This is a genomic window from Azospirillum humicireducens, assembly GCF_001639105.2.
Classification (GTDB): domain Bacteria; phylum Pseudomonadota; class Alphaproteobacteria; order Azospirillales; family Azospirillaceae; genus Azospirillum; species Azospirillum humicireducens.
On the sequence record NZ_CP028905.1, the window covers coordinates 42,790 to 60,364 of the forward strand.

7 protein-coding genes are annotated in these 17,575 nt (G+C 67.3%); 4 read left to right on the forward strand and 3 right to left on the reverse strand.

What is annotated here, in order from left to right:
- Window positions 1-717: 717 nt before the first annotated feature.
- The 4 genes from A6A40_RS23395 (at window position 718) to A6A40_RS23410 (ending at window position 14,346) form a co-directional block, all read left to right on the forward strand.
- Window positions 718-5,148 (forward strand): beta strand repeat-containing protein, encoded by a 4,431-nt coding sequence (locus A6A40_RS23395; RefSeq protein ID WP_108548292.1) that lies wholly within the window; start codon window positions 718-720, stop codon window positions 5,146-5,148.
- Window positions 5,149-5,230: 82 nt separating this feature from the next.
- On the forward strand, window positions 5,231-7,690 hold the full coding sequence (locus A6A40_RS23400) for a beta strand repeat-containing protein (protein WP_108548293.1): 2,460 nt from the start codon (window positions 5,231-5,233) through the stop codon (window positions 7,688-7,690).
- 2,210 nt (window positions 7,691-9,900) lie between these two features.
- Window positions 9,901-11,937, forward strand: coding sequence for a hypothetical protein (locus A6A40_RS23405; protein WP_108548294.1), 2,037 nt, complete (start codon window positions 9,901-9,903; stop codon window positions 11,935-11,937).
- Window positions 11,938-12,021: 84 nt separating this feature from the next.
- On the forward strand, window positions 12,022-14,346 hold the full coding sequence (locus tag A6A40_RS23410; protein WP_108548295.1) for an O-linked N-acetylglucosamine transferase family protein: 2,325 nt from the start codon (window positions 12,022-12,024) through the stop codon (window positions 14,344-14,346).
- 187 nt (window positions 14,347-14,533) lie between these two features.
- Here A6A40_RS23410 and A6A40_RS23415 read toward each other — a convergent pair whose 3' ends face one another.
- From A6A40_RS23415 to gmd, 3 genes are read right to left on the reverse strand one after another with little or no spacing between them, the layout of a single operon-like run.
- A complete protein-coding gene (locus A6A40_RS23415) occupies window positions 14,534-14,962 on the reverse strand; it encodes a hypothetical protein (RefSeq protein ID WP_108548296.1) in 429 nt (142 codons plus the stop codon).
- A 40-nt stretch (window positions 14,963-15,002) separates the two neighbouring features.
- Entirely contained in the window at window positions 15,003-15,998 is a 996-nt protein-coding gene (locus tag A6A40_RS23420) for a GDP-mannose 4,6-dehydratase (RefSeq protein WP_108548297.1), read from the reverse strand.
- 44 nt (window positions 15,999-16,042) lie between these two features.
- The gene (gene gmd, locus A6A40_RS23425; protein ID WP_108548298.1) at window positions 16,043-17,098 is read right to left on the reverse strand and encodes a GDP-mannose 4,6-dehydratase; all 1,056 of its coding nucleotides are present in this window, start codon (window positions 17,096-17,098) and stop codon (window positions 16,043-16,045) included.
- Window positions 17,099-17,575: the final 477 nt, after the last annotated feature.

A 17,575-nucleotide genomic window follows, 5' to 3' on the forward strand; every position in this document is an offset into this window, starting at 1 on the left:
CTCATCCGGCTCCTGTTCCCGGATCGTCGGGCCGCCGCAAGGGAATAGCGGGTGTTCCCGAATTCTCCAAGCGCGATCCTGATCGCAAATGCATCCGAGGCCCGGCGGCGACGGTAATACTGTCCATGTTATGAAATTGTAATCTTGATGACTGGAAAGGCTTGAACCAGACCATACTGGACGAAGTGACGACGGCCGGGAGAGTTGTACAAATGCTCATGGCCTGTGATTCGATTCGAGTGGCAAACCTGTCTGCGAACTTCGGCCAGGATGTCCGTAAGCCTTTGGTTCCGTGGGCCGCCCCAACTTCATCCGGCCTGTTGCGGATCGGCCATAGAGGCTGTTTCCATAGAGTTTCCAAAGGTTTGCGGGAGAGGGCCATAGGGGGGCGGATGTTGCCGTATGAGCTTCGGCAACCGACTGGCGGGCCAGCCCTACCCACTTCGGTAGAAACGCGTTGCCTTAGGTCCATTCCTTCGGATAACAAGGGCACGGTGTGTTAGCTCGCGCTAGGACTGACTCTGCCTGCCTTCAGCCGAGCGTGACGCGCGCCTTAAAGATGGTTCATCCGCCGGCGAACCAAACCTGAAGGGGATTAGTATGGCTGGAACCTTTTTTGAAGTAACAACGGGTTCAACCCTAACACTAGGACAGTTCTCGACCATCATCGGCAGCACGGGATCAGACGTCATCACGCTTGGGACGTCCGGTAACACGGTGTCGATCTCGGCGCTTGAGACCCTGATTGGTACTGCTGGTACCGATTTCATCACGCTGACTGCCGGTTCCACCCTGCAGGTTTCGCTGTTGGAAACCCTCGTGGGCAGCTCGACCACCGATGTGGTGTCGCTGACCACGTCGGGCTCGACGATGCTGGTGTCCCTGCTTGAGACGATCACCGGCGCCGCGGGTACCGACGTGATCACGATCGCCTCGGGCGGCTCGACCCTGCTGGTGTCGCTGCTCGAGACCATCACCGGCGCCGCTGGCACCGATGTCATCACGCTCGCCAGCACGTCCGGCAACACCCTGTCGATCAGCGCGATCGAGACGATCGCCGGCGCCGCCGGCACCGATGTCGTCACGCTCAGCAGCACGTCCGGCAACACCCTGTCGGTCAGCCTGATCGAGACGGTCACCGGCGCCGCCGGCACCGACGTCGTCATCCTCAGCAGCACGTCCGGCAACACCCTGTCGGTCAGCGCGATCGAGACGGTCACCGGCGCCGCCGGCACCGATGTCGTCACGCTCGGCAGCACGTCCGGCAACACCCTGTCGGTCAGCCTGATCGAGACGATCACCGGCGCCGCCGGCAACGATGTCGTCACGCTCGGCAGCACGTCCGGCAACACCCTCTCGGTCAGCCTGATCGAGACGGTCACCGGCGCGGCCGGCACCGACGTCATCACCATCGGCTCGGCCGGCGGCACCCTGCTGGACAACCTGGTCGAGACGCTGACGGGCCAGGGCGGCACCGACGTCATCACCATCGGCTCGGCCGGCGGCACCCTGCTGGACAACCTGGTCGAGACGCTGACGGGTCAGGCCGGCACCGACGTCGTCACGCTCGGCAGCACGTCCGGCAACACCCTGTCGGTCAGCCTGATCGAGACGATCACCGGCGCCGCCGGCAACGATGTCGTCACCCTCACCAGCTCGTCCGGCAACACCCTGTCGGTCAGCCTGATCGAGACGGTCATCGGCGCGGCGGGCACCGACGTCGTCATCCTCGGCAGCACGTCCGGCAACACCCTGTCGATCAGCGCGATCGAGACGGTCACCGGCGCCGCCGGCAACGATGCCGTCACGCTCGGCGGCACGTCCGGCAACACCCTGTCGGTCAGCCTGATCGAGACGATCACCGGCGCCGCCGGCACCGACGTCGTCACGCTCACCAGCTCGTCCGGCAACACCCTGTCGGTCAGCCTGATCGAGACGGTCACCGGCGCAGCGGGCAATGACGTCGTCATCCTCGGCAGCACGTCCGGCAACACCCTGTCGGTCAGCCTGATCGAGACGATCACCGGCGCCGCCGGCACCGACGTCGTCACGCTCACCAGCTCGTCCGGCAACACCCTGTCGGTCAGCCTGATCGAGACGGTCACCGGCGCAGCGGGCAATGACGTCGTCATCCTCGGCAGCGCGTCCGGCAACACCCTGTCGGTCACCGCGATCGAGACGATCGCCGGCGCCGCCGGTTCCGACGTCCTCATCCTCGGCAGCACGTCCGGCAACACCGTTGCGGTCAGCCTGTTCGAGACGATCACCGGCTCGTCCGGCTCCGACCTGGTCGGCATCTCCACCGCTGGCGGCACCCTGCTGATCACCGCGGTCGAGACGATCATCGGTCTGGCCGGCACCGACGTCATCACCATCGGCTCGGCCGGCAACACCGTCCTGGTGGGCTCGATCGAGACGCTGACCGCCGGCGCCGGCTCCGACGTCGTCACCATCGCGACCACCGGCAGCACCCTGCTGGTCAACCTGGTCGAGACGCTGACGGGCCAGGGCGGCACCGACGTCGTCACCATCGCGACCACCGGCAGCACCCTGCTGGTCAACCTGGTCGAGACGCTGACGGGCCAGGGCGGCACCGACGTCATCACCATCGGCTCGGCCGGCAACACCGTCCTGGTGGGCTCGATCGAGACGCTGACCGCCGGCGCCGGCTCCGACGTCGTCACCATCGCGACCACCGGCAGCACCCTGCTGGTCAACCTGGTCGAGACGCTGACGGGCCAGGGCGGCACCGACGTCATCACCATCGGCTCGGCCGGCAACACCGTCCTGGTGGGCTCGATCGAGACGCTGACCGCCGGCGCCGGCTCCGACGTCGTCACCATCGCGACCACCGGCAGCACCCTGCTGGTCAACCTGGTCGAGACGCTGACGGGCCAGGGCGGCACCGACGTCATCACCATCGGCTCGGCCGGCGGCACCCTGCTGGTCAACCTGGTCGAGACGATCACCGGTCAGAACGGCAGCGACGTCGTCATCCTCGGCACGTCCGGCGGCACCGTGCAGGTGTCGACGATCGAGACGCTGACCGGCAGCGCGCTGTCCGACGTCGTCACCATCGCCACCACCGGCAGCACCCTGCTGATCACCGCGGTTGAGACGATCACCGGTCTGGCCGGCACGGACGTCATCACCATCGGCTCGGCCGGCAACACCGTCCTGGTGGGCTCGATCGAGACGCTGACCGCCGGCAACGGCACCGACGTCGTCACCATCGCGACCACCGGCAGCACCCTGCTGGTCAACCTGGTCGAGACGCTGACGGGCCAGGGCGGCACCGACGTCATCACCATCGGCTCGGCCGGCAACACCGTCCTGGTGGGCTCGATCGAGACGCTGACCGCCGGCAACGGCACCGACGTCGTCACCATCGCGACCACCGGCAGCACCCTGCTGGTCAACCTGGTCGAGACGCTGACGGGTCAGGCCGGCACCGACGTCGTCACGCTGGGTTCGGGCGGCAACACCGTTTCGGCCACCCTGCTCGAGACCATCACCGGCGGCACCGGTTCGGATCTGGTCCTGCTCTTCGGCACGGCCGGCAACACCACCACCGTCGCCGCGGTCGAGACCCTCGTCGGCAGCGATGCCAACGACCTCGTCCTCACCAGCACGCTCGGCTCCACCATCCTGGTGCGCGCGGTCGAGACGCTGACGGGCGGCACCGGCACCGACATCGTCACGCTGGGCAACGCCGTCAACACGCTGGTCGTCGGCGGCATCGAGACGCTGACCGGCGGCACCGCCTCCGACACCGTCATCATCGCCACCACCGGCAGCACCCTGCTGGTCGGCGCGGTCGAGACGCTGACGGGCCAGAGCGGCACCGACGTCATCACGCTGGCTGCGGGCGGCAGCACCGTCACGGCCACCCTGCTCGAGACCATCATCGGCGGCGCCGGTTCGGATCTGGTCTTCCTCGGCACGTCCGGCAACACCACCACCGTCTCCGCGGTCGAGACCCTGATCGGCGGCGCCGGCAACGACGTCATCACCGTCGCGACCACCGGTGCGACCATCCTGGTGCGCGGCGTCGAGACGATCATCGGCCTGGGCGGCACCGACGTCATCACGCTGGGTGACACCGTCAACACGCTGATCGTCAGCGGCATCGAGACGCTGACCGGCGGCGCCGCCACCGACGTCGTCACGATCGTCACCACCGGCAGCACCATGCTGGTCACTGCGGTCGAGACGCTGACCGGCGGCACCGCGGGCACCGACGTCATCACGCTGGGTGCGGCCGGCAACAGCCTCACCGTTTCCCTGCTCGAGACCATCATCGGCGGCGCCGGTTCGGACGTGGTCCTCTTCGGCACGTCCGGCAACACCACCACCGTTTCGGCGGTCGAAATCCTGGTGGGCGGCACGGGCACCGACGTCGTCACGCTGGGCACGGCCGGCAACACGGTTCTGCTGCGTGGTCTGGAGACCCTGGCGGGCGCTGCCGGGTCCGATGTCGTCACCCTGGGCGACACCGGCAACACCCTGGCCGTCTCGCTGGTCGAGACCCTGACCGGCGGTTCCGCCACCGACGTGGTCGTGCTCTCCAGCACCGCCGGCAACACCCTGCTGGTTTCGGCGCTCGAGACGATCACCGGCGCTGCCGGGTCCGACATCGTCACGCTGGGTTCCTCCGGCAACACCGTGTCCGTCACCCTGCTCGAGACGATCACCGGCGGCGCCGCCACCGACGTGGTCGTGCTCACCAGCACCGCCGGCAACACCCTGCTGGTTTCGGCGCTCGAGACGATCACCGGCGCTGCCGGGTCCGACGTCGTCACGCTGGGCTCTTCCGGCAACACCCTGCTCGCCAACCTGCTCGAGACGATCACGGGCGGCACGGGCAGCGATCTGGTCTTCCTCGGCACCGCCGGTTCCACGGCGCTGGTGTCGGGTCTGGAGATCCTGGTCGGCGGCGCGGGCACCGACGTCGTCACGCTGGGCAGCACGGCCGGTAACACGGTCACTCTGCGCAGCATCGAGACGCTGACCGGCGGTACGGCGACCGACATCGTCAATCTCGGCACGGCCGGCAACACCATGGGGGTGTCGGGCATCGAGACGCTGATCGGCAACGGCTTGGGGCGCGGGCACCGACGTCGTCACGCTGGGCAGCACGGCCGGTAACACGGTCACTCTGCGCAGCATCGAGACGCTGACCGGCAGTGCTGGCAGCGACGTCGTCACCATCGGCGACACCGGCGCCACCATGCAGGTGGCGGGTCTGGTCGAGACGCTGGTCGGCGGTGCTGGTACCGACGTCATCTCGCTCGGTGTCACCACCGGCACGACGATGCTGGTCTCGGCGCTCGAAACCCTGACGGGCAGCATCGGCAGCAGCGACGTCGTCGTCATCGGCTCGGCCGGCGCCACCTTCCTCGCCAACGCGCTGGAAACGATCGTCGGCGGCACGGGTTCGGAACTGGTGTTCCTGGGCACGGCCGGCAACACGGTCTCGGTGTCGGGCATCGACATCCTGATCGGCGGTACCGGCACCGACGTCGTCACGCTGGGTACGGCCGGCAACACGGTGCTGCTGCGCGGCATCGAGACGCTGATCGGCAACAGCGGCACCGACATCCTGACGCTGGGCAACACCGGCAACACCGCTGAAGTCCGTCTGTTCGAGACGGTCACCGGCGGCACGGGCACCGACGTCATCACCCTGGGCAACGGCGGCAACACGACCTTCGTGTCGGCGGTCGAAACCCTGGTTGGCGGCAACGGCAGCGATGTCGTCACCATCGGTTCGGTTCTCGGCAACACCCTGCTGGTGTCGGACATCGAGACCCTGACCGGTCAGGTCGGCACCGACGTCGTCACGCTGGGCGCCGCCGGCAACACCCTGCTGGTCTCGCTGCTGGAAACCCTGTCGGGCGGCACGGGCACCGACGTGGTCACGCTGGGCACGGTCGGCGGCACGCTGCTCGCCTCGGGCCTGGAGACGATCACCGGCGGCACGGGTTCGGAACTGGTGTTCCTGGGCTCGGCCGGCAACACGCTGCAGGCTTCGGGTCTGGAGTTCCTGATCGGCGGTGCTGGCACCGACGTCGTCACGCTGGGCGGCACGGCCGGTAACACGGTCACTCTGCGCAGCATCGAGACGCTGACCGGCAGTGCTGGCAGCGACGTCGTCACCATCGGCGACACCGGCACCACCATGCAGGTGGCGGGTCTGGTCGAGACGCTGGTCGGCGGTGCTGGTACCGATGTCATCTCGCTCGGTGTCACCACCGGCACGACGATGCTGGTCTCGGCGCTCGAAACCCTGACGGGCAGCATCGGCAGCAGCGACGTCGTCGTCATCGGCTCGGCCGGCGCCACCCTCCTGGCCAACGCGCTGGAGACGATCGTCGGCGGCACGGGTTCGGAACTGGTGTTCCTGGGCTCGGCCGGCAACGCGGTCTTGGTGTCGGCCATCGACATCCTGATCGGCGGTGCTGGCACCGACGTGGTCACGCTGGGCACGGCCGGCAACACGGTGCTGCTGCGCGGCATCGAGACGCTGACCGGCACTGCGGCCACCGACGTCGTCACGCTGGGCGGTACCGGCAACACGCTGTCGATTTCGCTGATCGACACGCTGACCGGCGGCGCAGGTTCCGACGTTGTCACGCTGACCAACACGGCCGGCGCCACCCTGCTGGTCTCGGCTCTCGAGACGCTGACCGGCGGTACGGCGACCGACATCGTCAATCTCGGCACGGCCGGCACGTCGATGCTGGTCTCGGCGCTCGAAACCCTGACGGGCAGCATCGGCAGCAGCGACGTCGTCGTCATCGGCTCGGCCGGCGCCACCTTCCTCGCCAATGCGCTGGAGACGATCACCGGCGGCACGGGTTCGGACCTGGTGTTCCTGGGTTCGGGCGGCACGACGGCCCTGGTTTCGGCGATCGACATCCTGATCGGCGGCACCGGCACCGACGTTGTCACGCTGGGTACGGCCGGCAACACGGTCATCCTGCGCGGCATCGAGACGCTGGCGGGCCTGGGCGGCACCGACGTCGTCACGCTGGGCAACACCTTCAACTCGCTGCTCGTCAGCGGGATCGAGACGCTGACCGGCGGTACGGCGACCGACATCGTCAATCTCGGCACGGCCGGCAACACCATGGTGGTGTCGGGCATCGAGACGCTGATCGGCAACGGCTTGGGCACCGACATCATCACGATCGGCACCGCCGGCGGCACGCTGCTGGCGCTGAACATCGAGACGGTGATCGGCGGCACGGGGCTGGAGATCATCTTCACCGGCACGGCGGGCAGCACTGGGCGCGGCCGGCAATACGGTCTCGGTGTCGGCCATCGACATCCTGGTCGGCGGCACCGGCACCGACGTCGTCACGCTGGGCACGGCCGGCAACACGGTGCTGCTGCGCGGCATCGAGACGCTGATCGGCAACGGCTTGGGCACCGACATCATCACGATCGGCACCGCCGGCGGCACGCTGCTGGCGCTGAACATCGAGACGGTGATCGGCGGCACGGGGCTGGAGATCATCTTCACCGGCACGGCGGGCAGCACCCTGACCGTCTCGGGTGCGGACTTCGTGATCGGCAACACCGGCACCGACGTCCTGACCCTGGGTTCGGCCGGCAACACCACCACGATCCGCGGCATCGAGACGCTGATCGGCGGTGCGGGCACCGACCTCGTGCTCCTGGGTGACACCGGCAACACGATGACGCTGGGCCTGAACGTCGAGATCCTGGTCGGCGGCTCGGGCACCGACGTGCTGAGCATCAGCACCTCGGGCGCCACCCTGCTGACCCGTGCGATCGATACGCTGATCGGTTCGACCGGCACCGACGTGATCACGCTGGGCGACACCGCCAACGTCATCACCGTGTCGGGCATCGACACCCTGACCGGCGGTGCGAGCACCGACATCGTCTTCACCGGCACCGCCGGCGTGACGATGACGGCCTCTGGCATCGAGTTCCTGGTCGGCGGCACGGGCACCGACGTCGTCACCCTGGGCTCCTCGGGCAACACCGTCACCACCCGCGGCATCGACACGCTGTCGGGCGGTGCGGGGACCGACTGGGTGTTCCTGGGCGATACCGGCGTCACCATGGCGCTGGGTTCGGGCATCGAACTGCTGATCGGCGGCGCGGGCACCGACGTCGTCACCCTGGGCACCGTGGGCAGCACCCTGCTGACCCGTGGCGTCGAGACGCTGATCGGCACGGCCGGCACCGACGTGATCACGCTGGGCGACACGGCCAACGTCATCACCGTGTCGGGCATCGACACCCTGACCGGCGGTGCGAGCACCGACATCGTCTTCACCGGCACCGCCGGCGTGACGATGACGGCCTCTGGCATCGAGTTCCTGGTCGGCGGCACGGGCACCGACGTCGTCACCCTGGGCTCCTCGGGCAACACCGTCACCACCCGCGGCATCGACACGCTGTCGGGCGGTGCGGGGACCGACTGGGTGTTCCTGGGCGATACCGGCGTCACCATGGCGCTGGGTTCGGGCATCGAACTGCTGATCGGCGGCGCGGGCACCGACGTCGTCACCCTGGGCACCGTGGGCAGCACCCTGCTGACCCGTGGCGTCGAGACGCTGATCGGCACGGCCGGCACCGACGTGATCACGCTGGGCGACACGGCCAACGTCATCACCGTGTCGGGCATCGACACCCTGACCGGCGGTGCGAGCACCGACATCGTCTTCACCGCCTCGGCGGGCGTGACGATGCTGGCGTCTGGCGTCGAGTTCCTGGTCGGCGGCACCGGTTCGGACGTCGTGACGCTGGGTGCGTCGGGTAACACCGTCATCACCCGCGGCATCGAGACCATGATCGGTGGTGCGGGCAGCGACCTGGTGGTCCTGGGCGACACCGGCGTGACCATGCGTGCCGAGAGCGGCATCGAGATCATCATCGGCGGTGCGGCCACGGATGTGGTCACGCTGGGCGACGGCGGCTCGACGGTCCTGCTGCGCGGCGTCGAGACGCTGGTCGGCGGTGCTGGCAACGACGTGATCACCACCGGCAACACCGGCGTGACCATGTCGGTCTCGGGCGTCGAGACGCTGATCGGCGGCCTCGGCACCGATGCGATCACGGTGACCAGCGGGTCGATCCGCTTCCAGGGTGGTACTGGCGACAGCATCAGCCTGGCGTCGGGCAGCGGCACCGATACGGTGGTGTACTCGTCCTTCAGCGACATCGCTGCTCTGGGCGCGAACACCGGCTTCATCTCGGTGTCGAACTTCCAGTCGGGCACCGACAAGGTGCAGCTGACGGATGCCGCCCGGACCGCGGCGGACAAGAACGGCGACGCGGCCCTGGCCACGGCGACCGCGGCGACCAACGGGGTGAGCATGACCAACGAACTGGTCAGCCTGTCCTCGGCGGTCAGCGGCAGCCTGTCGGATGCCAACCTCGCCAACTTCCGCACGGCGCTGGGTACGCTGACGAACTCGTCGGCTGGTGCGAGCACCCTGGTTCTGGCCAACAACGGCACGGCCACGGGTCTCTACCAGGTGGTCGACACCAACGGCGACGGCCAGGTGGCCGCCACCGAGGTGCGCCTGCTCGGCGTGTACAACGGCAGCACGCCGCTCTCGCTCTCCGACATCAACCTCGGTTGATCCGGCGGTCGAGCCTAGGCATCGCGGTAAAAGGGAGGGGCGCCCGCAAGGGCGCCCCTTTCCTTTTGCGCATCATCGACAGCGGTGGGGTATCCGATGTCCCCGGCGTCCAGCCTCGCCGCCCTCCGGCTCCGGCCGGAAAGAATGCAATGATAGGAAAAAGCATCTATAAGTTGACTGCTGGGCATTGAGCTTCGTGGATGGAACGATGCCGGCGGCGGTGACTTGCCACCGGTCGACTGATGCGATTCCTCGCCTACCGAGAGCAGCCCTCATGAAAGTTCTTGTATCGAACTTCGCGCAGTTGTCCGGTTGGCTGAAGACCGTGGCGTCCGTCCGCCCGTCGCGCCTGACGATCGGTGCGGTTCCGGCGGCGGCCTGTCTGTTCGGCTTCTTCACCATCCTGACGGCGTTGCGCATTCCGGCGACGCTGGCGCGCATGGTGACGGCGCTCCGCCCCAACGGCGGCGGGGTTCGCGATGACGAGTTCATGGGATTCAGCAGCATCGATACGCTGATCCGTCCCGCCTATCGCCGGATCGCCTCCAATTTCGCCCTCCACGGCCGCTACGGCTATACCTGGGGCGATGCGTTCGGCCTGACGATGCGCGAGCGTTTCGGCAACAGTTCAATCACCTATCGTCTGCTGCATCGTCTTGGCGACCGTGCCGCCAACGCGCTCGGCTGGGGACTGTTCATCGCCGCCACCGCCCTGGCGGTCGCACTCGGCTTCACGCTGTATGGCGCTCCGTTCGCCGCCCTGGCCTTTGCCGCATCCCCCGTCATCGTCTTCAGCTACACCAGCGGCGGCGGCAAGACCGAGACGCTGTGGTACGGGCCGATCCTGATGGTCCTCTTCCTGGCCTTCTCCGGGAACACGCTGGTGGCGGCCCTGCTCTGGTCGCTGCTGGCAGTGGCCAATCTGATGGGTTCCCTCCTGACGGCCGCGATCACCGGCCCGGCCCTGCTGGTCTGGGCGCTTCAACATGGCGACGCGGGCGACCTCATCATCGGCGTCCTGCCGGGACTGGCCTTGCATCTGCTGCGCTTTTCCAAGGCGGGCTTCCCCTATCTGGTCAAGACGGTGCGCTATTGCCGGTTTGCGAGCCGGGATGTCGGCGCGGCGCTGAATGGCGGAAAGGTGCTCAAGGGTCATCTGCCGGTTCTCGATGAGATCGTCGCCGCCGGACCGGTGGCGCTGTCGCTGATCGTCGGCGCCTGGCTGAACCGGGATCCGGCCGCCGCCCTGTTGGGGCTCACCTGCTTCCTGGCCTATTACACCAGTCGCCGCTTTCTCTTTCTCAGCGACTTCCAGAGCTTCGACCTGCTGTTCGTTGCCATCGGCATCGCCTATGCCTGCGCCACCGGCAATCCATGGTGCCTGCTGATCTGCTTCATCGGCGCGCACCGCATGCGCGACAATCCCTATTGCTGTGTTCCGCTCGGCCAGTCGATGCGGTCGCTTGCCGAGAGCGGGCTGGCCAGTTCCCGGGACCGGTGGTACGCCATCCTCCGCCACGGCCTCGACATGAGCGACGCCTTTCCGCTGATCCGGCCGATCGCGCGCCCGAAGAGTGCGGCGCTGGATGCGTTCTTCGCGGCGATTCCCGACCGGTCGCGCATCGCCGTCGAGACGATCCGCAACTCGACGGCGATGCAGCAGGCCTATCCGGATGTGTGGATGCGCGGCTTCTGGTTCATGACCGACGACATCCTGCCCAGGCGCGACATCGAGCTGGCGACCAAGGAATACACCTTCACCCTCGAGCATGAATTGTCGATGAACCGGCTCCTGAGGTTGAACGCCATCCAGACACCGCCGGACCGCTTTCTGGAAACCTGTTCGGCGGCGGGGATCAGCCATGTGGTGGCGCTGTCGCGCGCCACCATGGAGATGCTGTCGCAAAGCGGCTGGACGGTTCTCGCCGGGTTCGATTTCTCCCAGATGGACAAGCCCCTGCGCGACCTGCTGAACGTGGACGTTCCGGGCATGATCCTGATGGGCCGGACGGAGGTCGATATCGGCATCGTGACGCCGCAGGCCCCGTGGCGCCGGGAGGGCAACCGCCTGGTGATCGAGGCGACGGCCGGCACGACATACACCATCCGGTATCGCCATTTCCCGGAGTTCCGGGCGGAGCAGGGGGCGGTCCGTCTGCCGGTGATCCCGTATCAACCCTTCGACGACGTCCCCTCGCTCAGCTTCATGCGGGTGACCGCGGCCGGCGATGGTCCGCTGACCCTGCGCTACGTCGATTATCCCGGACGGGTGCTGCTCAACCGTCTTGCCCGCCGCTTCGTCCACCGATGACGGCCGCCTCCCATCTCTCCGGCCCCCCGTCCTTCTTGAAAACGTCCTTCTTGAAAACCAATCCCCGGAAAGCGGCCCGCCATCATGCCCCATGGTCTTGCCAACATCTCCTGTGACAGCGCCGGCTTGCGTGTCGATCTCGGTTGCGGCGACCATAAGCCGGACGGATTCATCGGGGTCGATGTGGCTCCCGGTCCGGGCGTCGATCTCGTCTGCGATCTGACCGGCCGCTTCCCCTTCGAGACGGACAGCGTCGCCTATCTGCGCGCCCATGACGTGGTCGAGCATCTGCCCGACCGTCTTCACACCATGAACGAGATCTGGCGCGTGTGCCGCGGGGGCGCCATCGTCGACATCCGGGTACCGTCGACCGACGGACGGGGGGCCTTCCAGGATCCCACCCATATCAGCTACTGGAACGCCAATTCCTTCTTCTACTATTCGTTGGAGCATCCGGCCTATCTTGCCCTGTGCCGCAAATATGGCTTCCGCGGCGCTTTCCGGATCAAATCGCTGTCCAGCAGCGCCACGCCCGACCAGGTCGTGCATGTCCAGGTGTTGCTGGAGGTGGTCAAGCCGGCGGGCAGCCAAGCCGACACCGGGGCCGATGCCCAGTCTTCCGTCCGGTCTTCGGCTCTTGCGGCGGCTCTGGCTGCGGTCGCGCGCTTCGACGGCGGAACGGCGGTGCCGGAGCGGCTGGGGCTCGCCATGGAACTGGCGCGCGCCACGCCCGACCAGCTTCGCGCCTTCTGCGCCTCGGACGCCGTGGACCGCTACAGGCAACTGCTGGCAGCCCCCGTTCCCGTCGGGTTGGGCGAGGCGGAACAGTCCTTCTGCAGTCTGCTGGAGGAGGTCTACCGCGACGGGATCGCACGGCATGAGCAGTTGGCCTGCCAGCTTGCGGCACTGCTGCTCAAACCTGCCCACCATCTGCCCGCCCGCTTCAACCTCGATCTCCTTCCGGCGCCCCTGGTCGACGGCTTCGTCGCGGCCAACTGCCGCGCGCCCGTCTTCTTCTCGCAGCCGGGGGAGAGCGACCGCTATGCGGACTTCCTGACGGCTTGGCTGAGCTATCTCGACCACGGGCTTCAGACAAGCCAGGGACGGCAGCCCTGGCCGGAGGCCGCCTTTGCCTTCGCCCGGTCCGGCCAGACGTCCGGAAGCTATTTCAGCCGCCGCAATCTCCGCCCGCTCGCCCGGCATCGCGCCAGAATCATCGAGTGGTCCCTGCACCGCCTCGGCTATCGTCTGGAACACAGCCTGCCGCCGCGCCGCGGCACGACCATCCGTCTCGGCATCCTTCTCCTCGCCTTCCTGCCGACGCCGGAGCTGTTTTGTATCCTGCCTTTGCTCCAGCGCCCCGCCGCCGACATGGAGATCACGGTCTATGTCGTGGAGCCGGATAACGGGCAGTTCGAGCGCGATGCGGTCGCCAAGGTCGCACGGATCGTCGATTTGCCGCAGAATCTCGGACAGATGGTCGACATCATCCGGAGCGATGAGCTGGATGTCCTGCATTTCGCGTCCAACCTGGCCGGAACCCCATCGGTTTCGGCGATGCTGGCGGCTCACCGGCTGGCGCGTGTCCAGATGGCCGGCATCGCCTCGGTGCAGACCAGCGGCTTTGCGGCGATGGACATCTATGTGTCGGCAGCCGGGCTGGAGCGCGACAGGTTCCCGCAACAGCACTATACCGAGGAACTGGTCAAGCTGCCGCGAACGGCCCACTGCTTTGTTTATGGCAGCAGCCCGATGCCGGGGAATGCGCGAACGGGACAGCCGGGTTTGCCCGTTTCGCCCGGCGAGGTGGTCTTCACCTCCTGCGCCTCGCTGTACAAGCTGACGCCCGAAACCATCGAGGCGTGGCTCGACATCCTCGTCCGCGTTCCCTCCGCACGCCTCGTCCTGTTTCCGTTCGCGCCGTCATGGTCCAAGAGCTATCCCAAGCAGGATTTCTCGGAGTATCTGCTTGGTAAGCTCGTCGGGCGGGGGATCGCCGCATCGCGCGTCCGCATCATCGACACGCCGGGCCTGAACCGGATCGGCATCCGCACCGGCATGAGCAATTTCCACATCTGCCTGGACAGCTTCCCCTTCTCCGGCTCCACCTCTCTGATCGAACCGCTGGAGCTGGGCATGCCCGTCGTGACCCTGGCGGACACCACCATGCGCTCCGCCATGGGGGCGTCCCTGCTCGATGAGCTGGGGCTCGGCGAGCTGGTCGCCGGCGATGTCGCCGGCTATGTCGACATCGCCTGCCGCCTTGCCGAGGATCCGGAGCATCGCGCCCGCATCTCCTCCCGGATCTCGGCCGCTATGGCGCGCCCCCCGGCCTTCCTCGACTGGGAGCGCCATGCCGGAGACATGCATGAGCTGATCCGCTCGCGTGTGTACGGCTGCGGCTCGTAATCCCGGCCGCTCCCGACCGGTCGGGACCGGGGCCGTCAGGATCGGAGGCGGCGGTGCGGGGCTTCCGGCCTCGCAGTCCCATGCCTCTCGAGTCCCATGCCTCTCGAACGCAAGCGGCCGGACGGCCGCGTCCGCCGGTTGAGGGCGGGGATAAAGCCTGATCTGTCGGGCTTTATCCCCGATGACATCAATGGGCGGGCAGCGCCGACAGGCGGTCGGCCAGGCGCAGGATGCCCTGGGCCAGACGGATGATGGCGGGCGACCCGATGAACAGCTCGCGCAGGGCGTCGCCTTCGCCGAAGCGCAGGACGAAGCCGTTCGGGTTGAAGACCACGGCGACCTTCGCGGTCTCGGAAAGGACATGCTGCGTGCGTCCCTGGAACACCGCGTCCAGGATCGACCGCGCCAGTTCGCGCGCATCCTCCACCGGCAGGGTGGCGATCTCCGGCCCCAGCCGGCTTTCGTTGAACAGGAAGACGCCCTCCAGCCGCACGGCGCCGTCCCCGGCCGCATCCTCCTCGGTCAGGGCGATGTGCGACAGGAACTTGCCGTCGGGAAACAGGACGGTGCGGTCGTCGACCTCGACATTGATGACCAGCCTGCTTTTGGCCGACATGGGCTGCGCTCTCCGGGAAGGCGGGATTGGGCTCTGGGGATCAGTCGGCGGCGCGCCGTGCCATCTCGGCGTCGGCCAGCCCGGCGACCACCTCGGCCATCCGGCGTTCGGCGCGCCAGCCCAGCAGCCGTTCGGCCTTGGCGGGGTTGCCGACGCTGAAGGCGATGTCGGACGGGCGCAGCAGCGCCGCATTGCTGTGGACATGCCGGCGCCAGTCCAGCCCGAAATAGGAGAAGGCCTGCTCGACGAAGTCTTCCAGCCGGTGCGCCTCGCCGGTGGCGATCACGAAATCCTCGGGCTGGTCATGCACCAGCATGCGGGCCATGGCATCGACATATTCCGGCGCCCAGCCCCAGTCGCGGGCGATCGACAGCGTCCCCAACTCCAGGCTGTCGGTCTTGCCTTCGGCGATGTCGGCGGCGCCGCGGACGATCTTCTGGGTGACGTAGCGCACCGGGCGCAGCGGCGATTCGTGGTTGAACAGGATGCCGGAGCAGGCGAACAGCCCGTAGGCCTCCCGGTAGTTGGCGACCGCCCAATAGGCTGCGGCCTTGCCCACGCCATAGGGGCTGCGCGGGTGGAAGGGGGTCGATTCGTCGGCCGGGGCGCCGGTGTTGCCGAAACACTCGCTGGAGGAGGCGTTGTAGAAACGCGCGTCCAGCCCCAGAAAGCGGATCGCCTCCAGGATGTTGATGGTGCTGGTGATGGTGCTGTTCAGCGTTTCGACCGGCTGGTCGAAGGACAGCCCGACCGAGGCCTGGCTGGCGAGGTTGTAGATCTCGGCCGGGCGGATCCGGGCAATCACCTCGACCACGCTGCGGAAGTCGGTCAGCACGGCCGAATGCACGAGGACCTTGCCGAAGATGCCGAGCCGCCGCAGGTTGGCGAAGCTCGACATCTCCCGGTCGCGCGAGGTGCCGTGGACCGCATAGCCCTTGCCCAGCAGGAGCTGGGCGAGATAGGCGCCGTCCTGGCCCGAAACGCCGAAGATCAGGGCAGTCTTCGGCTCACTCCGGGCCGTTGCTCCGATGGTCATGGGCAGCGCCTTGTCGGTCGCAGTGGCGGATCAAACGCGGCGGATCAGTGGTGATCGTCGCCGTTGGCCGCCCCGCGCATATCGGACTCGACCATTTCCCGGACCAGGTCGCGGAAAGCCGTGGTATGGGTCCAGCCCAGCTTTGCCCGCGCCTTGCTGGGATCGCCCAGCAGCAGGTCGACCTCGGTCGGGCGGAAATAACGGGGGTCGATGCGGACCACCACCTTGCCGGTCTTCTGGCAGAGGCCTTCCTCGTCCACGCCCTCGCCGCGCCATTCGATGCTGCGGCCGACATGGCCGAAGGCCAGCTCGACGAACTCGCGCACGCTGTGGGTCTCGCCGGTGGCCAGCACGTAGTCGTCGGCCTCGTCCTGCTGCAGGATGCGCCACATGCCCTCGACATAGTCGCGGGCATGGCCCCAGTCGCGCTTGGCGTCCAGGTTGCCGAGATACAGGCAATCCTGGCGGCCATGCTCGATGGCGGCGACCGCGCGGGTGATCTTGCGGGTGACGAAGGTCTCGCCGCGGGTCGGGCCCTCATGGTTGAACAGGATGCCGTTGCTGGCGTGCATCCCGTAGGCCTCGCGGTAGTTCACCGTGATCCAGTAGGCGTACAGCTTGGCGGCGGCATAGGGGCTGCGCGGATAGAAGGGCGTGGTCTCCCGCTGCGGCGTCTCCTGCACCTTGCCGTACAGTTCCGAGGTGGAGGCCTGATAGAAGCGCGCGGTCTTCTCCATGCCCAGGATGCGGATCGCCTCCAGCAGGCGCAGCGTGCCGATGCCGTCGGCGTTGGCGGTGTATTCCGGCGTCTCGAAGCTCACATGGACATGGCTCTGGGCCGCCAGGTTGTAGATCTCGGTCGGCTGGACCTGCTGGACCAGGCGGATCAGGTTGGTGCTGTCGGTCAGGTCGCCGTAATGCATGAAGAAGCGCACATCCTCCTCATGCGGGTCGCGGTAGAGATGTTCCACGCGCCCCGTGTTGAAGGACGAGGAGCGGCGCTTGATGCCGTGGACGACATACCCCTTCCCCAGCAGAAGCTCGGCAAGATACGCGCCATCCTGGCCGGTGGCGCCGGTGATGAGAGCAACTTTGCGCAAAGGACCGACCCTTAATCTGTACGGCGTTGATGATCGGGCACTATCCTCAAAGCAGCTTGGCAAGGCAAGGGGCGTTGATCGGGTCAGCCGTTGGCCGCTGCATTCCCTTCGGCTCTTGATCAGGGGCCTTTCCAGCGGTTTCGGAGTTCCGCAATCGCGGGAGGGATGTCCTGTTCTTCCCCATCGAGTGCCGAATGTAATCGACGGCTCCCGCTGCGGCCTTCTGCAAGGCATGGCGGGTATTGTCCAGGTCGCGTCTGATTTCCATGATCCGCTCGGCATTCGCCTCTTCGATGGAAGCGAGGTCGTGTTCCCACTGGCGGACAGCGGCGAACTGAACCGCCCCGGGGCTCCCGGAGCGGTTCAGACCCGTTGACGCGCCTCCCTCTGCAGATCGGGACCGCCGATAACCGTGCCGGCGACCAGGACGACGCCCCAAGGCAGCCTCCCCTCACGCCCGAATACATCGCGCCATCT